At 63.6% G+C, this 17,820-nt stretch carries 14 protein-coding genes and 1 pseudogene; 11 read left to right on the forward strand and 4 right to left on the reverse strand.

The window, feature by feature from the left end:
* Positions 1-30: 30 nt before the first annotated feature.
* The gene (locus NKH03_RS01645) at positions 31-3,114 is read right to left on the reverse strand and encodes an efflux RND transporter permease subunit (protein WP_352870693.1); all 3,084 of its coding nucleotides are present in this window, start codon (positions 3,112-3,114) and stop codon (positions 31-33) included.
* Positions 3,111-4,448: an efflux RND transporter periplasmic adaptor subunit gene (locus NKH03_RS01650; protein ID WP_352966832.1), complete on the reverse strand. Its 1,338-nt coding sequence runs from the start codon at positions 4,446-4,448 to the stop codon at positions 3,111-3,113. The genes NKH03_RS01645 and NKH03_RS01650 overlap by 4 nt, the downstream gene beginning before the upstream one ends.
* A gap of 145 nt (positions 4,449-4,593) precedes the next feature.
* On the opposite strand from NKH03_RS01650, the gene NKH03_RS01655 reads away from it, so the two are divergent.
* Positions 4,594-5,127 carry a TetR/AcrR family transcriptional regulator gene (locus tag NKH03_RS01655; protein ID WP_352870695.1) on the forward strand — a complete coding sequence of 178 codons (534 nt, stop codon included), beginning with the start codon at positions 4,594-4,596 and terminating at the stop codon, positions 5,125-5,127.
* A gap of 17 nt (positions 5,128-5,144) precedes the next feature.
* Here the strand turns inward: NKH03_RS01655 and NKH03_RS01660 are convergent.
* Positions 5,145-5,279, reverse strand: a pseudogene (locus NKH03_RS01660) (Lrp/AsnC family transcriptional regulator); the annotation flags it as partial.
* A gap of 150 nt (positions 5,280-5,429) precedes the next feature.
* Between NKH03_RS01660 and NKH03_RS01665 the strand changes: the two are divergent.
* From NKH03_RS01665 to NKH03_RS01685, 5 genes are all read left to right on the forward strand, one after another.
* Positions 5,430-6,758, forward strand: coding sequence for an NAD(P)H-dependent oxidoreductase (locus tag NKH03_RS01665; protein WP_352966834.1), 1,329 nt, complete (start codon positions 5,430-5,432; stop codon positions 6,756-6,758).
* Between the two features lie 2 nt (positions 6,759-6,760).
* Complete coding sequence (locus NKH03_RS01670) at positions 6,761-7,789, forward strand: thiamine pyrophosphate-dependent dehydrogenase E1 component subunit alpha (protein WP_352966835.1); 1,029 nt, start codon at positions 6,761-6,763, stop codon at positions 7,787-7,789.
* Complete coding sequence (locus tag NKH03_RS01675; protein ID WP_352966837.1) at positions 7,789-8,787, forward strand: alpha-ketoacid dehydrogenase subunit beta; 999 nt, start codon at positions 7,789-7,791, stop codon at positions 8,785-8,787. The genes NKH03_RS01670 and NKH03_RS01675 overlap by 1 nt, the downstream gene beginning before the upstream one ends.
* 3 nt (positions 8,788-8,790) lie before the next feature.
* Positions 8,791-10,185, forward strand: a complete 1,395-nt coding sequence (locus NKH03_RS01680; RefSeq protein ID WP_352966838.1) for a pyruvate dehydrogenase complex dihydrolipoamide acetyltransferase — start codon at positions 8,791-8,793, stop codon at positions 10,183-10,185.
* Between the two features lie 100 nt (positions 10,186-10,285).
* On the forward strand, positions 10,286-10,654 hold the full coding sequence (locus NKH03_RS01685; protein WP_352870700.1) for a hypothetical protein: 369 nt from the start codon (positions 10,286-10,288) through the stop codon (positions 10,652-10,654).
* Between the two features lie 30 nt (positions 10,655-10,684).
* On the opposite strand, the gene NKH03_RS01690 is transcribed toward NKH03_RS01685, so the two are convergent.
* Positions 10,685-11,656: a sugar-binding transcriptional regulator gene (locus NKH03_RS01690; protein WP_352879167.1), complete on the reverse strand. Its 972-nt coding sequence runs from the start codon at positions 11,654-11,656 to the stop codon at positions 10,685-10,687.
* A 260-nt stretch (positions 11,657-11,916) separates the two neighbouring features.
* Here NKH03_RS01690 and NKH03_RS01695 point away from each other — a divergent pair, with 260 nt between their 5' ends.
* From NKH03_RS01695 to NKH03_RS01715, 5 genes are all read left to right on the forward strand, one after another.
* A complete protein-coding gene (locus NKH03_RS01695) occupies positions 11,917-12,903 on the forward strand; it encodes an ABC transporter substrate-binding protein (protein WP_352966839.1) in 987 nt (328 codons plus the stop codon).
* A 92-nt stretch (positions 12,904-12,995) separates the two neighbouring features.
* Entirely contained in the window at positions 12,996-14,699 is a 1,704-nt protein-coding gene (locus NKH03_RS01700; protein ID WP_352966840.1) for an ABC transporter permease, read from the forward strand.
* The gene (locus tag NKH03_RS01705) at positions 14,687-15,766 is read left to right on the forward strand and encodes an ABC transporter ATP-binding protein (RefSeq protein WP_352966841.1); all 1,080 of its coding nucleotides are present in this window, start codon (positions 14,687-14,689) and stop codon (positions 15,764-15,766) included. The genes NKH03_RS01700 and NKH03_RS01705 overlap by 13 nt, the downstream gene beginning before the upstream one ends.
* A complete protein-coding gene (locus NKH03_RS01710) occupies positions 15,763-16,932 on the forward strand; it encodes an MBL fold metallo-hydrolase (RefSeq protein ID WP_502913477.1) in 1,170 nt (389 codons plus the stop codon). The genes NKH03_RS01705 and NKH03_RS01710 overlap by 4 nt, the downstream gene beginning before the upstream one ends.
* Positions 16,929-17,687 carry a 5'/3'-nucleotidase SurE gene (locus NKH03_RS01715; RefSeq protein ID WP_352966842.1) on the forward strand — a complete coding sequence of 253 codons (759 nt, stop codon included), beginning with the start codon at positions 16,929-16,931 and terminating at the stop codon, positions 17,685-17,687. The genes NKH03_RS01710 and NKH03_RS01715 overlap by 4 nt, the downstream gene beginning before the upstream one ends.
* The last annotated feature ends 133 nt before the right edge of the window (positions 17,688-17,820 follow it).

Consider the following 17,820-nt stretch of genomic DNA (forward strand, 5'->3'; position numbering starts at 1 on the left):
ACTTTCTATTTCCAGCTATTTTTTGTGCAATTAGCTCGGCAGTGCCGGCATCAGCTTGGGATCTGGTTTCTCGGCCAGATGAGGCAGGTCCTTGCTGGCGATGAAGGTGTAGAACATGGGCACGACGAAGAGCGTGAACATGGTGCCGACCAGTATGCCGGTGAAGATCACCAGGCCCATCGAGTAGCGGGCCGCGGCACCGGCGCCGCTGGACGTGATCAGCGGCACAACGCCAAGCGCCATCGCCGCTGTCGTCATCAGGATCGGCCGCAGGCGTACCTTGGCCGAGGCTATGATGGCGTCACGCCGCCGCATGCCATGGATTTCGCGCTGCTGGTTGGCGAACTCGACAAGCAGGATGCCGTGTTTTGTGATCAGGCCGATCAGCGTGATCAGGCCGACCTGCGTATAGATATTGAGCGTGCCGAGGCCCAGATTGAGCGGCACGATCGCGCCGAAGATCGACAGCGGCACCGCCATCATGATGATCAGCGGGTCGCGGAAGCTTTCAAACTGCGCCGCCAGAACCAGGTAGATCACGACAACGGCCGCCGCGAAAGCGATCAGGATGGTGTTGCCCTGTTCCTTTTCCTGTCGGGACTGGCCGGAATAGTCGAGGAAGAAGGCGTCGGGCAGGCTCTCCCTGGCGATGTCCTCCAGCGCTTTCAGCCCGTCGCCAGTGGTGACGCCGGGCAACGGAAGCGCTGAAATCGTCGATGAATTCAACTGGTTGAACTGCTCGATTGCCGCCGGCGCCGCATTGGTCGAAATCTTGACCACCGCCGACAGCGGCACCATCTCGCCCGTTACGCTGCGCACGAAGTATTCGCCGAGTTTGTCGGGGTTGTCGCGAAATTCCTGCGGCACCTGCGGGATGATGTCGTAGCTGTTGGAGTCGCGGTCGAACTGCGCCACTTCGGCGCCGCCGACCAGCAGTGTCAGCGTGCGGCCGATATCGGCGATCGGCAGGTTCAGCGCCGCTGCGCGGTCGCGGTCGATGGTCACCGTCACTTCCGGCGCGTCATAGGCCATGGAATTCTGCACGACGATGAAGCGGCCGGAGGCTTGCGCCTTTTTCTTGATCTGCTCGGCCACCTCGTACACCTCCGAGGAAGCGCCGGTCGATCGCACCACCATGGAAATCGGCAGGCCGCCGCCGGAGCCCGGCAGCGTCGGCGGCGCGAAGACGAAGGCCTCGACGCCGGCGACTTTGGCAATACGGGCCGTAATGTCGGCCTGCAGTTCCTTCGAATTGCGCTTGCGTTCCGCCCAATCCTTGAAGGCATAGCCGACGAAGGCGCTGTTTGTCGTGCCGCCGAAGGCAACGGCCGAGAACTGCGCCCGTGTCTCGGGAATATCCTTCACCAGACCGAGGATCTGATTGACGTATGTCTCGGTGTAATCGGACGTCGCATAACGTGGTCCTGTCACAATCGAGAGCAGAAAGCCCTGATCTTCTTCCGGCGCCAGCTCGGTTGAGGTCTTGGTGAACATGAAACCGGTCACGCCGGCAAGCGCAAGCACGATGATCAGCGTCAATGGGCGATAGTTGAGCGAGCCGGAGACGGCCCGTTCATAGACATGTTCGACGCGTGCGAAGGTGCCGTCGACAATGCGCTGGAAACGGCCCGGCGTGCCGGATTTCAGGAGGCGTGCCGACATCATCGGGGTGATGGTGATGGCGATGACGCCCGATAGCACCACCGAGCCGGCGAGCGTGACCGCGAATTCACGGAACAGCGCGCCGGTCAGGCCGCCGGTGAAGGCCAGCGGCGCGAACACAGCTGCCAGCGTCATGGTCATGGCAACGATGGCTGACGCTATTTCGCGCATACCGCTGAACGCAGCCTGCATCGGTGACATGTGGTCTTCTTCCATGTGACGATGGATGTTCTCCACCACCACGATGGCGTCATCGACGACCAGGCCGATCGCCAGCACCATGGCCAGCAGCGACAAAAGGTTGATCGAATAGCCGATCGCAAACAAAAGGAAACAGACGCCGATCAACGACAGCGGGATGGTGACGATCGGCATCATCACCGAACGGAAGGAGCCAAGGAACAAAAGGATGACGACGACGACGATGGCAACCGCCTCGGCGATGGTCTTGAACACCTCTTCGATCGAGGCGCTGATCTGCTCGGTCGCGTCGTAGACGACCTCGATCGTCATGCCCTTCGGCAGAGTCTCCTGAATCTCCGGCACCAGCTTGGTGAGCGCCGCCGCCGTGGTCAGCGGATTGGCTGCCGGCGTCGGGAAGATGGCGAGGAAGGTGCCGGGCTTGCCGTTGAAACTGACCCTGGTATCGGTGTTCTCGGCGCCGAGTTCGACGCGAGCCACGTCGCGCAGCCGCACCACATTGCCGTCGGTCGAGCGCAGCGGCAGCTCGGCGAACGCCTCCGGCGTCTGCAATGTCGAGCGCACGGTGATCGATGAGACGACATACTCGTTCTGGGTGGTGCCGGGCGCCGACAGGAAGTTGGAATTGTTGATCGCCGTCAGCAGTTCGGAGGCCGTCACGCCGCGCGCGGCAAGCTTGATCGGATCGATCCAGACGCGCATCGAGTATTCCTGGGCGCCGAAGATCTGCACGTCGGCGACGCCTTCGACCGTCGACATGCGTGGCCTGATGACGCGCTCGATGTACTCCGTCAGCTGCTCCTTCGTCATGTTCGGATTCTGCATCGAGATGTACATCATCGCGAACTGCTGGCCGGTGCCCTTGACGATGACAGGGTCCTTGGAGGCGTCCGGCAAGGTGCCGCGCACGCCCTGGACCTTGGACAGCACTTCGGTCAGCGCGACGTCAGGGTTGGAGCCGAGCTTCATCTGCACCGTAACGGTGCTGGAGGACGGGCGGCTGGACGAGGTGACGTAGTCGATGTTCTCGGTCGAGGCGACGGCGCGGGCGATCGGGGCGGAAATGAAGCCCTGGATCAGATCGGCGCTGGCGCCTGGATAGGCCGTCGTGATGGTGATCGCCGTTTCGTCGACCTTCGGATACTGCCGGATCGACAGGTTGAAGATGCCCTGGAAACCCAAGAGCAGGATCATGCAAGCAAGGACCGTCGAGAGGACAGGCCGGCGAATGAAGAGATCGGAAACGCTCATTGCCGGTCGGCCTGCTTGTTCGCCGATTTGGTCGGGTCGATGGTGTTGTCCACAACGACGGACATGCCGTTGAAGAGGCGGTTCTGACCGGCGGTGACGACCTCGTCGCCAGCCTTCAGACCCTCGACGATCTCGACCATGCCTTGATTGTGCCGGCCTGGCTTGACGAACACCTGCGACAGCACCAGCGCGGGCTTGTCACCTTCCGCCGCTGGCTTGGCCGGATCGGCAGCCTTGTCCGCCGGCTTTGCCGCATCGGCGGCAGGCTTGGCTGCGTCAGCCGCGGGCTTCGCGGCATCGGCCGGCTTCGTGTCCGAGGGCTTGGCGTCCGCCGATTTGTCGGCTGCCGGCGCCGCGGGTTTTTCTTCCGGCTTGTCTGCCTGCGCCGGGGCCGCCTCGGCGGGCTTCGCCGGCCGCACCACAAATATGTAGTCGCCATAGAGGCTGGTCGTCAGTGCCGTTTGCGGCAGCGTCAGCACGTTCTGCTCTTCGGGCAGTTCGACACGCACCTGCACAAACTGGCCAGGGGTCAGCTTGCCGTCGGGATTGGCGACCTCCGCCCTGATGTTCACCAGCCGGCTGGACGAGTCGATCTTCGGGTCGATGCCGCGAATGGCGCCGGCAAACGGCCTGTCCTCACCGCCGAAGCCCAACCGAACCGTCTGGCCGATCTTGAGCAACGGGAGTTGCTGTTCGGGAACCGAGAAATCGACCCGCATCGTGTCGAGATCCTGCAGCGTCACCACGGCGGTGCCGGGGGCCAGGTACTGGCCGATATCGATCTTGGGAATGCCCACCGTGCCGCCGAAAGGCGCCGCCAGTTGCTTCTGATCGAGCACGGCCTGCAGCTTGGTAACCTGGGACGCCGAGGCCGAGGCCGCCGCACGCGCCGTGTCCAGCGTCGAATCGGAGCCGACGCCACGCTTGGTCAGTTCGATGGCGCGGGCCAGCGATGTCTGGTCGAGCGCCGCCTGCGCCTTCTGGGCGTCGAGATCGGCGCGCTCGACGGCGTCGTCGAGCTGCAACAGAACGGCATTGTCCGCCACCTTCTGGTTGGCGTGGAAAAGGATGTTTTTGACGATGCCGGTGGTCTCAACCGTCAGGTCGACACCGCGCACCGCCTTGACCGTACCGATCGCCTCGACGCCCGGCGTCCAGGTCGACGGCTTGGCGATGGTCGTCGAAACGGTTGCCGCCGGCGGCTTCATCGATGCGAAATATTGCTTGATGCCGTTGTCGCGCAGGAAGTTGAAGCCGACGATGCCGCCGACCACGACGACGAGCACGGCCAGAACCAGAACGATAAGAAAGATACGAAGTATGCGCTTGAACAAGGAAGTCCCCTCAGTCGAAATCCGGCGCGAAGCGCGGACATCGGGACACATATCGACTGCGGGTCCCGATTTCAAATAACGGCGATCTTACTGTACCGTCTGGACGGTCTTGTCAATTGGGCCTAAGTTTGCGAAGGGAGACCCCATGAGAGTCCAGCGAACGAACTCGCGCGAGAAGATTCTCGCCGCGGCGGCCGACGTCGCACGGGAATCCGGGCCCGGCAGCCTGTCGCTGGAAGCGGTCGCCAGCCGCGCCGGCGTATCGAAGGGCGGGCTGCTCTACAATTTCCCGACCAAGGCCAAATTGATGCAGGGGTTGGTCGAGGGCTATCTGCGCGAGTTCGAGCAAGCGCTGGACTCCGCCCGCGCGAATGACAAGGACGAAAACCCGCTGGCCGTCTACATCAGGCTGTCGGCCAATGATTGCGAGGAGAAGCGGCCGTCCGCGTCCTGGATATTCTCGGCGATCGCCGAGGATCCCGATTTCATGACGCCGATAAAGACATTCAAGCGGCAACTTTTCGAGCGGCTGAAGGGTGAGACGCCAGACCTCAAATCGCTGCTGGTCTGCTATCTCGCCATTGAGGGGTTGCGCAGCATGAACCTCTTCGACGCGGATGTCCTGTCGAAGGACGAACGAGAGCTGCTCGTGTCGTCCTTGCTCGAGATTGCCAAATAGGCGCCTGATCGAAGCGCTCAATCCACGGCGCGCTCAATGTCGCGGCGCAGGACGATCGCGGTTGTCAAATCCTCGACAACGCCATGAGTGGCGATGAGATCGCGCAGCGTGTTCAGCCTGTCGATGGATGGCACCTCGACCTCGACAATGAGCATTCCCCGCCTCTTTTTCGCTCCCGTCCGGACTGCCGGGAAAGTGGCCTAAAAGCCGACGGAATATGGACATTAGTCTTGACAGAAATACATATGTTCAATACCCGTCAGGCAATTGAACAAGCCTGCAATGTGGGAGGAATAAGCGATATGGCTTCCAATGTTTCGTTGACGGGTCTTGCCCGCGATCTCGAGGAACGCGCCAAGTCGGGCAAGCCTATCCGCATCGGGCTGATCGGCGCCGGCGAGATGGGAACCGATATCGTCACCCGCGTCGCCCATATGTCGGGCATCGAGATCGGCGCCATTTCAGAACTGAACCTGCCCGCCGCCAGCAAGGCGGTGGATATCGCCTTCCAGGAAACAGGGCACGCGCGCGAAGTCTCGAACGCTTCGGCGATGACGGCGGCGATGGAGGCCGGCAAGGTGGCGGTCACCAATGATGCCAGCCTGGTCATCAACAATGACCTGATCGATGTCGTCATCGACGCCACCGGGGTTCCCGCCGTCGGCGCCGAGATCGGGCTGCGTGCCATGGAACACGGCAAGCATCTGGTGATGATGAATGTCGAGGCCGATGTCACCATCGGCGCCTATCTGAAAAGCGAGGCCGACCGCCTCGGCGTCGCCTATTCACTGGGCGCCGGCGACGAGCCGTCTTCCTGCATGGAGCTGATCGAGTTCGTCTCGGCCATGGGACATCCGATCGTTGCCGCCGGCAAGGGCAAGAACAATCCGCTCAACATCGACGCCATTCCCCCCGACTATGAGGAGGAAGCCAAGCGCCGGCACATGAATGTGCGCATGCTGGTCGAATTCGTCGATGGCTCCAAGACCATGGTCGAGATGGCGGCGATCGCCAACGCCACCGGGCTGGTTCCCGACAAGGCCGGCATGCACGGCCCGGCCGCGACGCTCGGCGAATTGTCCAAGGTCCTGGTGCCGCAAAAGGATGGCGGCGTTCTGTCGAAGGTCGGCGTCGTCGACTATTCGATCGGCAAGGGTGTCGCGCCCGGCGTCTTCGTTGTCGCCGACATGTCGCATCCGCGCATCTCCGAGCGCATGGAAGATCTGAAGATGGGCAAAGGCCCGTACTTCACCTTCCACCGTCCCTATCACCTGACCTCGCTCGAAGTGCCGCTGACCTGCGCCCGCGTCGTGCTCTACGGCAAGGCCGACATGGTGCCGCTGGCGAAGCCCGTGGCCGAGGTCTGCGCGGTGGCCAAGAAGGACATGAAGCCGGGCGAGAAGCTCGATGCGATCGGCGAATATTGCTACCGCGCCTGGATCATGACGACGCCGGAGGCGCGCGCCGCCAAGGCCATTCCCTGCGGCCTGCTGCAGGGCGGCTCGGTCACGGCTCCGATCAAGAAGGGCGAGCTCATCACCTATGCGAATGCAGCTCCCGCGGCGGGCTCCAAGATCGCCGAACTGCGCGCCCGCCAGGACAAGCTCGTCTACGGGTCCGTGGGGGCGTGATCATGGCCGGAGCCAGCAAAGCCGTCACTGAGAGTCGCGCCAACCTGCCCTTCGTCTATCGCCAGTACAGCGCCGAGCAGCTCAGGGAGGTGCTCTACAAGATGTACCTCATCCGCCGTTTCGAGGAGGGCGCGGAGGAGTGCTACACGCGAGGCCTCATCCACGGCACCATGCATCTGTCGATCGGCCAGGAAGCCAGCGCCATGGGCATCTGCATGCCGCTCGCCGAGGATGACCAGATCACCTCGACGCATCGCGGCCATGGTCACTGCATCGCCAAGGGCGCCGAGGTCAAGCGCATGTTCGCCGAGTTCTTCGGCAAGACCACCGGCTACTGCAAGGGACGCGGCGGCTCGATGCACATTGCCGATGTCGGCAAGGGCAATCTCGGCGCCAACGGCATCGTCGGCGGCGGCATCCCGATCGCTGTCGGCGCGGCGCTCTCCTCCAAGATGATGAAGACCGGCAAGGTCGTGGTCTCCTTCTTCGGCGACGGCGCCAACAATGAAGGCGCCTTCCACGAGGCACTCAACATGGCGGCGATCTGGAAGCTGCCGGTCATCTTCGTCTGCGAGAACAACGGCTACGGCATGTCGACATCGACGGCCCGCTCGACCGCCGTCAAGAACATCGCCGAGCGCGCCGCCGCCTATTCGATGCCGGGCGTCATCGTCGACGGCAACATCTTCTCCGAGGTCGCCGAGGCGTCTCATCAGGCCGTCGCCCGAGCCCGCGCGGGCGAGGGGCCGACGCTGATCGAATCCAAGACCTATCGCCATCGCGGCCATTCCAAGAGCGACCGCAACCGCTATCGCACCAAGGAGGAGATCGAGGACTGGATGTCGAACCGCGATCCGATCACCCTGTTCGAGAGCGAGCTCAGGGAATTCGGCTTCATCGACGACAAGGGTATCGAGGCCATCCGTGACGCGGTGGCGCAGGAGATCGCCGACGGCGTCGAGTTCGCCAAGGTGAGCCCGTCGCCCGACGTTCGCGACACCGGGAGTTATGTCTATACGGAGCAGGCGTGATGGACGCGATGGTGCGTGAACTGAGCTACGCCCAGGCGATCCAGGAAGCCATGGCGATCGCCATGGACATGGACGAACGCGTCTTCCTGATGGGCGAGGATATCGGCGTCTATGGCGGCGCCTTCCAGGTCACCGGCGATCTTGTCGAACGTTACGGCGCTGACCGCGTGATCGACACACCGATCTCGGAACTGGGCGGTGCGGGCGTCGCGGTGGGCGCTGCCCTCACCGGCATGCGGCCGATCTTCGAGTTCCAGTTTTCCGATTTCGCCACGCTCGCCATGGAGCAGATCGTCAACCAGGCGGCCAAGATGCGCTTCATGCTGGGTGGCGAGGTCTCGGTTCCCGTCGTGATGCGCTTTCCCGCCGGTTCCGGCACCGGTGCGGCGGCCCAGCATAGCCAGAGCCTCGAGGCCTGGCTCGGCCATGTGCCGGGTCTGAAAGTCATCCAGCCGGCGACGCCCTACGACGCCAAGGGCATGCTGCTGGCGGCGGTCGCCGATCCCGATCCGGTGATGATCTTCGAGCACAAGCTGCTCTACAAGACGAAGGGCCCGGTGCCCGAAGGCTATTACACGGTGCCGATCGGCAAGGCCGATATCCGCCGAGAGGGCCGCGACCTGACGATCGTCGCCACCTCGATCATGGTGCAGAAGGCGCTCGACGCCGCTGCCGCGCTGGAGAGCGAAGGCATCGACGTCGAAGTCGTCGATCTGCGAACCATCCGGCCGATGGACAAGCAGACCGTGATCGACAGCGTCAAGAAGACGTCGCGGCTGATGTGCGTCTACGAAGCGGTCAAGACGCTGGGCATCGGCGCCGAGGTCAGCGCGATGATCGCCGAAAGCGAGGCGTTCGACTATCTCGACGCGCCGATCGTGCGGCTGGGCGGCGCCGAGACGCCGATCCCCTACAATCCGGAACTCGAGAAAGCGACGGTGCCGCAGGTTCCCGACATCATCACCGCCGCGCGCGACCTCGTGAAAGGGGTTCGCTAGCCCATGCCGACCGAAGTCATTCTTCCAAAGGTCGACATGGACATGGCGACCGGACAGATCTCGCGCTGGTTCGCCGAGGAAGGCGCCAGGGTCAAGAAGGGCGATGTGCTGTTCGAGATCGAGACCGACAAGGCGGCGATGGAAATCGATGCACCGGCCAGCGGCGTCCTGCGAGATGTCACCGGCAAGGAAGGTGTCGATATCGCGGTCGGCGCGGCTGTCGCGTGGATCTATGCCGACGATGAAAGCTATGCGCCAATCTCCCCCCTCGAGGGGGAGATGTCGACAAAGTCGACAGAGGGGGTTGCCTCAGGAGGCACCGCCCCCGCGTCGAGCACTGCCGAGAGGACCCCACCCGACCGGCCTGCGGCCGGCCACCCTCCCCTCGAGGGGGAGGGGAGAACCCGCGCGACACCTTTGGCACGGCGCCTTGCCCGTGAGGCAGGCATTGCGCTCTCCAATATATCAGGCACGGGCCCGCATGGCCGTGTGGTGAAGGCCGATGTCGATGCGGCACTTTCCTCCCCCCTTGAGGGGGAGGTGTCCGCGAAGCGGACGGAGGGGGTCGCCTCAGAAGGCACCGCCCTTGCGCCGAGTCCGGTCGAAGCGACCCCACCCGACCGGCCTTTGGCCGGCCACCCTCCCCTCAACGGGGAGGGGGACGTGCTGCGCTTGTTCGAAGCGGGCTCCTACGAACTGGTCCCGCATGACAACATGCGCATGACCATCGCGCGCCGGCTGGTCGAGGCCAAGACCACCATCCCGCATTTCTACCTGACGCTCGACTGCGAACTCGATGCGCTCTTGGCGCTGCGGACGCAGATCAATGCGGCGGCGCCGGTGAAGAAGACCGAAAAGGGCGAGGCTCCCGCCTACAAGCTGTCGGTCAACGACATGGTGATCAAGGCGATGGCGATGGCGCTGAAGGCGGTGCCGGATGCCAATGCGTCGTGGACGGAAAGCGCCATGGTCAAGCACAAGCATGCCGATGTCGGCGTTGCCGTGTCGATCCCGGGTGGCTTGATCACGCCGATCATCCGCAAGGCGGACGAAAAGACGCTGTCCACCATCTCCAACGAGATGAAGGATCTGGCCAGTCGCGCGCGCAGCCGCAAGCTGAAGCCGGAAGAGTATCAGGGCGGCACCACGGCGGTGTCCAGTCTCGGCATGTTCGGCATCAAGGATTTTGCCGCGGTCATCAACCCGCCGCATGCGACGATCCTGGCGGTCGGCGCCGGCGAGGAGCGGGCAGTGGTCAAGAACGGCGAGATCAAAATCGCCACCGTGATGTCGGTGACATTGTCGACCGACCATCGTGCCGTCGACGGTGCGCTCGGTGCCGAATTGCTCGTCGCCTTCAAGCGGCTGATTGAGAACCCGATGGGCATGCTGGTCTAGGCCGGCGCCAGATGATGCGCCGGCTCACAAACAGAAACGACTTGTCAGGCGCCGACCCTTGACCCATGTTCTAGATGGATCGCTATCCACGGAGGCCAACATGCCCGCATTCGACCCATCTGACGTCAAAACCCTGTTCAGCAAGGTCATGGGCGCGTCGCCGTCCGATATCAAGCTGGTGGCCCAGCGCCTGCACGATCACGCCTTCGAGCCGCGCATGTCGGCGGAGGAGACGAGGCAGCTTGTCGTCGGCCTCGGCTATGACAGCCTGGATGCGTTCTGCGCCGACATCGGCCTTCCCCTGCATATCGCAGAGCGCTGGAGCCGTTTTGGCGTTTCCGGCGAGATGAAGCAGGTGTTCACGCTGCTGGCGGCCCAGCGCAAGCGGGTGGCCGAGGCGATCGCCGAGTTCGAGTCCATGACCCATGTCGGCGTCGAGGATTTTTTGCGCGAGCGCGGGCTGATATAGCCCGTAAAAACCCGTCGGATCGAAGCCGTTTCAGCCACCCTTGGCAAGCAGCGCCGTGGCCGTATTGCTATCAGTGATCAGCACATTGGTGCTGACGGCTTTCAGCGCGGCGAGGATCGCCGCGACCTTGCGCTTGCCGCCGGCGGCCAGCACCACGTTCGGCACCTGGGCGACAACATCGAGATCGATGGCCATGACACGTCCGTTGACTTCATGGTCGACCAACGCGCCATTGGCGTCGACGAAATAGCACAGCATGTTGGCGACCGCGCCCTTCGCTTTCAGCGAGGCGATCAGCGAGGATGGCACGATGCCGTGCCGGAAGATGGTGGCATCCGGCGACATGTCGCCCACCGTCAGTAGCGCGATGTCGGCGGCGGCCGCGCGCTGGCGTACGTCCTGCAGGGTCGGCTGTGCCCAGAGGAGATCGCGCAGCGAGGAATAGTCGACGATCACCGGCGCGGTAATCTGGTAGCTGTCCACATCGAAGACATCGGCGACCTTGGCGGCGACGATGGACGGATTGATCCATTGCGAGTGCGGCAGGCTGCCGACGAGCGCCACCACGGAGGCGCGCTTCAGCTGCCGGCGGGCGAGGAAACCGAGGCTGGCATGCAGCGTCGCGCCGCCGCCGATCGCCAGCGTCATGCCGTCCCGCATCTGCTCGCCGAGGTAGGCGGCGACGGCATGGCCGATCGCCTTTTCAAGATGGTCATGGGCCGAAGGCGTCGGGATGACCACGGCGGCGTTGAGACCCCAGCGCTTCTCAAGCGCGCGCTCGAGCCCGACCTGTTCGGCCGTCGGGGCATTGATCATGGTGACGACGATGCCTTCGGCGGTGCAGGCGGCAAGTGTGCGCATGACCTTCACCCTGGAGACATCGAGCTTTTCGGCGATCTGCTCCTGCGTGAAGCCTTCGACATAGTAGAGCCACGCCGTCTTGACGTTGAGATCCGACGAGACCATCGGGAGGCGAGCCGGTGTGGGTTTTTCCGTGGGCATCGGTCCTCCTCCTTCATGAGCCATGGCATGGCCGGATGCCCTCTTCGGAGAAACGGCGGCCGGATGTCAACTGATGCCGGTTTCCGGCGCGTCGACTGTGGCACAATCCTGTTCATTTGTAATTGACATTGTACATATGAACATATTTTGTGGGTTTCACGCGCTGTGTCATCCACCAGTCATATGCGCCGTGCAGGGAGGAAGAGACGGGGAACTGGCCAGGGGCCGGACCGGTCATGCACAGAAAGACAGGAGGTCTCATGAAGACGCACTTCATCAAGCTGCTGGCCAGCCAGCTGGCGCTCGCGGCAACTTTGTTTGCCGGCGTGGCAAACGCCGAAACACTGACGCTTTATACATCACAGCCTGAAGCCGACGCGGCCAAGACCGTGGATGCGTTCAAGAAAGCGCAGCCGCGTATCGATGTGAACATCTATCGCTCCGGAACAAGCGACATCCTCACCAAGATGGCGGCGGAGTTCGCCGCCGGCAGCCCGCAGCCCGATGTGCTTCTGATCGCCGACGCGGTCAGCATGGAGCTGTTGAAGAAGGACGACCGGCTGCTGCCTTATCCAGAGGCAAAGCTTGATGGCATCGAGCCGGATGCCTATGACGCCGACAAGACCTATTTCGGCAGCAAGCTGATCACCACCGGCATCGTCTATAACACAGCGGCCGCTGAAAAGCCGGAGCATTGGGCCGACCTCACCAAGCCCGTCTATGCCGATGGCCTGGTCATGCCGAGCCCGCTTTATTCGGGTGCGGCCGCCTACCTGCTTTCAGGCTTCGTCGGCGATGCCAATTATGGCTGGGACTTCTTCCAGAAGCTGAAGGCCAACAATACCGTCAGCGTGCGCGGCAATGGCGCCGTGCTGAAGTCGGTGGCATCAGGCGAGAAGCCCTATGGCATCCTGGTCGACTTCATGGCGATGAATGCCAAGAAGAAGGGTTCGCCGGTCGAGTTCGTGTTCCCCAGCGAAGGCGTGCCGGCGGTGACCGAACCGGTCGCCATCATGAAGACCGCCAAGAATGTCGACGGCGCCAAGAAGTTCGTCGACTTCATTCTTTCCGACGACGGCCAGAAGCTCGCACTGTCCATGGGCTATCTGCCGGCGCGCGCCTCGGTCGGCCGCCCCGAATGGCTGCCGGAAGGCGTCAAGATCAAGGTGATGCCGTTCGACACCAAGGCAATCGTCACCAAGACCGTCGCCGACAAGGCGAAGTTCTCGGAACTGTTCGGCGGCTGAGCCGGCAAATCCCGGCGGGATGCCGTCACAACGGCATCCCTGACGGGCGAGACCCGAGCGCATCGGCCGATCGATCCCCAGGAAAAGCAATCATGTCAACACGGATCAGGGAAAGCCGTGGCGAGGAAATGGCCCTGACGGCGGCGGTAGCCATCGTCATCGTCCTGCTGTCGCTGCTGCCGATGCTGCGCCTCATCAAGGAGATCGTCGCACCCGGCGGCACACTGTCGGCCGCCGCGATAAAGGCGGGGCTCGCCAGCCCAGCGACCTGGATCGCGACCTGGCACACGCTGGTAGTCGGCGTCGGCGGCACCCTGCTGGCGGTGCTGTCTGGAACGCTGGTGGCCCTCCTCATCACGCTGACCGATATCCGTCGCCGCGGTGCCCTGGTGCTCTGCTACGTCATGCCCTTGATGATCGCACCACAGGTGACGGCGCTGGCCTGGCTGCAACTGTTCGGCCCGGCGAGCCCGTTCCTCAAACTCTTCGGCGCGGCACCGCCGCTCGGTACCAAAAATCCGCTCTATTCCACATCAGGCATTGTCCTGCTGCTCGGCGTGCAGTACGGCCCGCTGGTCTTCCTCCTGGTGCGTGCCGGCCTGCGCAAGCTGCCGCGCGAACTGGTCGAGGCGGCGCGGGCGGGCGGCGCCGGCTGGTTCACCGTGCTGATCACCATCGTGCTGCCGCTGATGACGCCGTCGATCATGGCGGCAGCGGCACTCGCCTTCGTGTCCTGCGTCGGCAATTTCGGTATCCCGGCCTTCCTTGGCATTCCCGCCAACTATCTCGTGCTGCCAACGCTGATTTATCAAAAATTGGCCGGCGGCGGCCCCGCCGTGCTGGGCGAAACCGCATTCCTGTCGGTGCTGATCGGCGTCATCGCCATGGCGGGTATGCTGGCCCAGGAGGTCATGAGCCGCCGCCGCGACTATCGCATCAGCTCGACATCGCTGGCGGCCGAGCCCTATGAACTCGGCCGGTGGCGGCCCGCCGTCCAGGCCGGCATGTGGCTGCTGGTCGTCCTGGTGCTGGTCCTGCCGCTGTTCGGGCTAGCGCTGACGTCGCTGGTGCCGGGCTACGGAATTGCGCTCACCGCCAAGACGATAACGCTCGACAATTATCGTTTCGTGCTGTTCGAGCATGACGCGGCCAATCGCGCCTTCTTCAACAGCTTCTGGCTATCGATCGCGGCTGCCTTCTTCGCGGTCATCGTCGCCGTGCCGATCGGCTATCTGATCGCCTGGGGCAAGCAGCGCTGGGTGCGGTTGCTCAACCTTTCGGTCGAATTGCCCTATGCCTTGCCGGGCGTGGTGCTGGCGATCGCCTCGCTGCTGCTGTTCCTGCGGCCGATCCCGCTGACCGGCATCCAGCTCTACAACACGGTCTGGATCATCCTCTATGCCTACCTCGCCCGCTTCCTGGTGCTGGCGCTGCGGCCAACCATCAGCGGCTATCATCAGATCGACCGGGCATTGGAGGAGGCTGCGCAAGTGGCGGGCGCCGGGCTGTTCACGCGCATGCGCACGATCATCTTTCCGCTCGTCGCACCCGCGGCGATCGCCGGCGGCCTGCTGATCTTCATGACCGCGCTCAGCGAGCTTACCGTGTCGGCGCTGCTGTGGTCGTCGGGCTCGGAGACGATCGGCGTCGTGATGTTTTCCTTCGAGCAGGGCGGCGATTCCAACTACGCGGCGGCGATGTCGGTCATCACGGTGGCGGTCACCTTCGTGCTGATGCTGGTGACCAATCTGCTTGCCCCCTACCTTCCCAGCGGAGTGCTGCCATGGCGCGATTGAGCCTGGACAATGTGACCAAGAGCTTCGCCAATTTCGATGCGGTGAAGGATGTGTCGATCGATGTCGCCGACGGCGAGTTCCTGGCGGTGCTCGGGCCCTCCGGCTGCGGCAAGACGACGTTGCTGCGGCTGGTCGCCGGATTCGAGAAAGTGACATCAGGCGAAATCCGCATCGGCAGCGAGGTCGTGTCGGGCAAGGGCAGCAGTGTCGCGCCGGAGAAGCGGCGGGTCGGCATCGTCTTCCAGAACTATGCGCTGTGGCCGCACATGACGGTGGCAGAAAACATCGGCTATTCGCTGAAGGTGGCGAAGCTCGATAGGGCTGTCGCACGCCGGAAGGTTGCCGATGCGCTGGCGCTGGTCAACCTGCAAGGGCTGGGCGACCGCCGGCCGGCCAATCTCTCGGGCGGCCAGCGCCAGCGCGTGGCGTTGGCGCGCTGCCTTGTCGCCGCGCCCTCGCTGGTGCTGTTCGACGAGCCGCTCGCCAATCTCGACGTGCATCTGAGGGCCTCGATGGAGGACGAGTTCGCGTCCTTCCACAAGCGCACCGGCACGACCATCGTCTACATCACCCATGATCAGGCCGAGGCGATGGCTCTGGCCGACCGCATCGCGGTGATGGATGGCGGGCGCCTTGCCCAGCTGGCGACGCCGCGCGAACTCTATCATGAGCCGGCAAATGAAATGGTGGCGTCCTTCATTTCGCAAGGTATTTTGCTGCCCGCCGATGTGCTCGGCGCGGAACAGGCAGGTCACTGCAAGGTCCGGGTTCTCGGCGCTGATCTGGTTGTCCGCTGCCGGCTTGGCGAGCGGCCGCGCGCTGGCGCAAGGATCTGCTGCCGGTCAGCCGATCTCGACGTGTCGCCGGACGGCCCCGGTTTCGACGGCTTGGTCAAGCGAGTGATCTACCAGGGCGGCTCGGCGCGCATCGAATTCACGCCTTTCGCCAGCCCCGACCTCATCTTGCATTTCGAACAGCCCGACCCGGTCGTGCTGGAGAGCGGAGCCCAGGCGCGCCTGCGGATACGATCCGGCTGGCTGATCCCGGCGGTGGGGGCGGTATCATGATGATGCTCGATCTGTTCGGTGGCTTTGGGGAAAAGGGCCGCACCAGTCTTGCTGTCAGCAGCGGAAACGATCGCATCCTGCTCGACATCGGCATCAAGGTCGGCGCTTCCGGAGCAGAATATTATCCGGCGCTGAACGGGTCGATCGCCGACATCGACGCGCTGCTCGTGTCGCATGCCCATGAGGACCATATCGGCGCGCTGAGCTGGCTGTTGTCGCGCGGCTATGTCGGCCCGATCTTCATGACGGCCGAGACCCGCGACGAGGCTCCGGCCGCACTTGCCGGCTACGCGGACCCCAATGATCTCAAGCAGTTCCCCTTTCCAAAAGATCGCGTCGAGCTTTTCGAGCCCGGCGATACGCTGGAGAGCGGCAATCTCTCCATCAGGACTGGACGGTCAGGGCATGTCGTTGGCGGCGCCTGGTTTGCCGTCGATGATGGCGAAAGCCGCGTTGCCTATTCCGCCGACGTGGTGCCGGACAGCAATGTCTTCGTCATGGACACGATCCCACAATGCGACCTTCTTGTCCTCGACGCCTCCTACGGCGCCGATCCAGTGCCGGGCGCGGCGCGGGCGCGCGAGATTTCGCGGTGGGTGGCGAAGCATCCGCAGGGGTGTCTTTTGCCGACGCCGCTGTCGGGCCGGTCGCTCGAATTGATCGCGGCCTTGCCGGGACCGTTTGCCATCCATGCCGGCATGCGTTCGTCACTGGAAGCGCAGATCGGCGCCACCGCATCCCTGCTGCCAGGTGTCTCGGAGTTCTTGCTTCGCCGATTGCAGGATGCAGCCGACTGGACCGATGCCGATCCCCTGCCGTCGCTGCCGTTGCTTGCCGATGACGGCATGGGTGAGGCCGGACCCTCGTCGCGGCTGCTGCCGCGCGCCGACCAGGCCGGTTTTCCAGTGCTGCTCACCGGGCATCTGCCGTCCGGCTCGCCGGGCGATCTGTTGCACAAGGCCGGTCGGGCGGACTGGGTGCGCATGCCCACCCATCCGACGCTGTCGGGCAATGTCGAAATCTGGGAAAGAGCGGGGCGCCCTATGGCGCTCGGTCATTCCTGCGCCGCCGATCTTCTCGATGATCTCAAAAGCCACATCCCGCCGCTGCGCACGCAATGCCGCACCGGCCAGCGCATCACGGTGCCGGAGGCAAGAAAACCATGAGAATTCTGATCTGCAACGATGACGGCATCGAAGCCCCGGGGCTTGCCCGTCTCGTCAAGGCCGCCGGCTTGTTGAGCGACGATGTGTGGGTGGTCGCGCCCGATGGCAAGCGCACCGCCGCCGGTTCGTCGCTGACGATCGCTCGGCCCTTGACCATGCAGCGCGTGAGGCCGGGCTGGTATTCCTGTTCCGGCACGCCCGCCGACTGCGTGGTGAGCGCAATGACGTGGCTGTTTGCCGATGCGCGGAAGCCGGACCTGGTGCTGGCGGGCGTCAATGACGGCCGCAACGTCGCCGAGGATCTCGCCTATTCCGGCACGCTTGGGATTGCGCGAGAGGCGACCTTCTGGGGCTTGCCTGCCATAGGCTGCTCTCGCGTGAAGAACCCTCACTTCACCGATGCCGATGACCAGTGGCTGGGCACACTGATCGCCTCACTGTGGCGGTCGCGTGCCGACTGGGCGACGGATGGCCATTGGTTGAGCATCAACCTGCCGACTTCGCTGCCGGCCGAAGTCAGGCAGCCGCGCATCGGCCGCGACAAGATCGCCCGCAAGGCCGAGATCATGGAGAGCGATGGTAATCGCACGGTCATCACCATTCCGCGCGGCCGCGACCATGCCAGCCAGCCGGGCGACGAAAACGCGGCGATCGATGCAGGCTTCATCAGCATCAACCGGCTGAACTGGTTTGGAGAAACGCGGCTGGACCAGGGGCTTCTGAACGGGGTCCTGGGCCCGCAGCAAGCTAGCTGATCCCAGGTCTGATGAAATCGGACGGGCGGCCGCTTGTTGAGTCGCGCCTCGATAGCAAGGCCCTGCGCGTGGTGATCCAGATCACCAACCTGTCAGCGGCCAAATTGCGCCAATCCAGTGCTTATGCTTGAAG

Source organism: Mesorhizobium sp. M1406 (assembly GCF_040317555.1).
Lineage (GTDB): Bacteria > Pseudomonadota > Alphaproteobacteria > Rhizobiales > Rhizobiaceae > Mesorhizobium.

What these genes read in the sequence shown, in the direction of transcription:
- NKH03_RS01645 (WP_352870693.1), bottom strand. Translation starts at nt 3,114, where the DNA reads ATGAGCGTTTCCGATCTCTTCATTCGCCGGCCTGTCCTCTCGACGGTC.
- NKH03_RS01655 (WP_352870695.1), top strand. Translation starts at nt 4,594, where the DNA reads ATGAGAGTCCAGCGAACGAACTCGCGCGAGAAGATTCTCGCCGCGGCG.
- NKH03_RS01665 (WP_352966834.1), top strand. Translation starts at nt 5,430, where the DNA reads ATGGCTTCCAATGTTTCGTTGACGGGTCTTGCCCGCGATCTCGAGGAA.
- NKH03_RS01670 (WP_352966835.1), top strand. Translation starts at nt 6,761, where the DNA reads ATGGCCGGAGCCAGCAAAGCCGTCACTGAGAGTCGCGCCAACCTGCCC.
- NKH03_RS01675 (WP_352966837.1), top strand. Translation starts at nt 7,789, where the DNA reads ATGGACGCGATGGTGCGTGAACTGAGCTACGCCCAGGCGATCCAGGAA.
- NKH03_RS01680 (WP_352966838.1), top strand. Translation starts at nt 8,791, where the DNA reads ATGCCGACCGAAGTCATTCTTCCAAAGGTCGACATGGACATGGCGACC.
- NKH03_RS01685 (WP_352870700.1), top strand. Translation starts at nt 10,286, where the DNA reads ATGCCCGCATTCGACCCATCTGACGTCAAAACCCTGTTCAGCAAGGTC.
- NKH03_RS01690 (WP_352879167.1), bottom strand. Translation starts at nt 11,656, where the DNA reads ATGCCCACGGAAAAACCCACACCGGCTCGCCTCCCGATGGTCTCGTCG.
- NKH03_RS01695 (WP_352966839.1), top strand. Translation starts at nt 11,917, where the DNA reads ATGAAGACGCACTTCATCAAGCTGCTGGCCAGCCAGCTGGCGCTCGCG.
- NKH03_RS01700 (WP_352966840.1), top strand. Translation starts at nt 12,996, where the DNA reads ATGTCAACACGGATCAGGGAAAGCCGTGGCGAGGAAATGGCCCTGACG.
- NKH03_RS01705 (WP_352966841.1), top strand. Translation starts at nt 14,687, where the DNA reads ATGGCGCGATTGAGCCTGGACAATGTGACCAAGAGCTTCGCCAATTTC.
- NKH03_RS01710 (WP_502913477.1), top strand. Translation starts at nt 15,763, where the DNA reads ATGATGATGCTCGATCTGTTCGGTGGCTTTGGGGAAAAGGGCCGCACC.
- NKH03_RS01715 (WP_352966842.1), top strand. Translation starts at nt 16,929, where the DNA reads ATGAGAATTCTGATCTGCAACGATGACGGCATCGAAGCCCCGGGGCTT.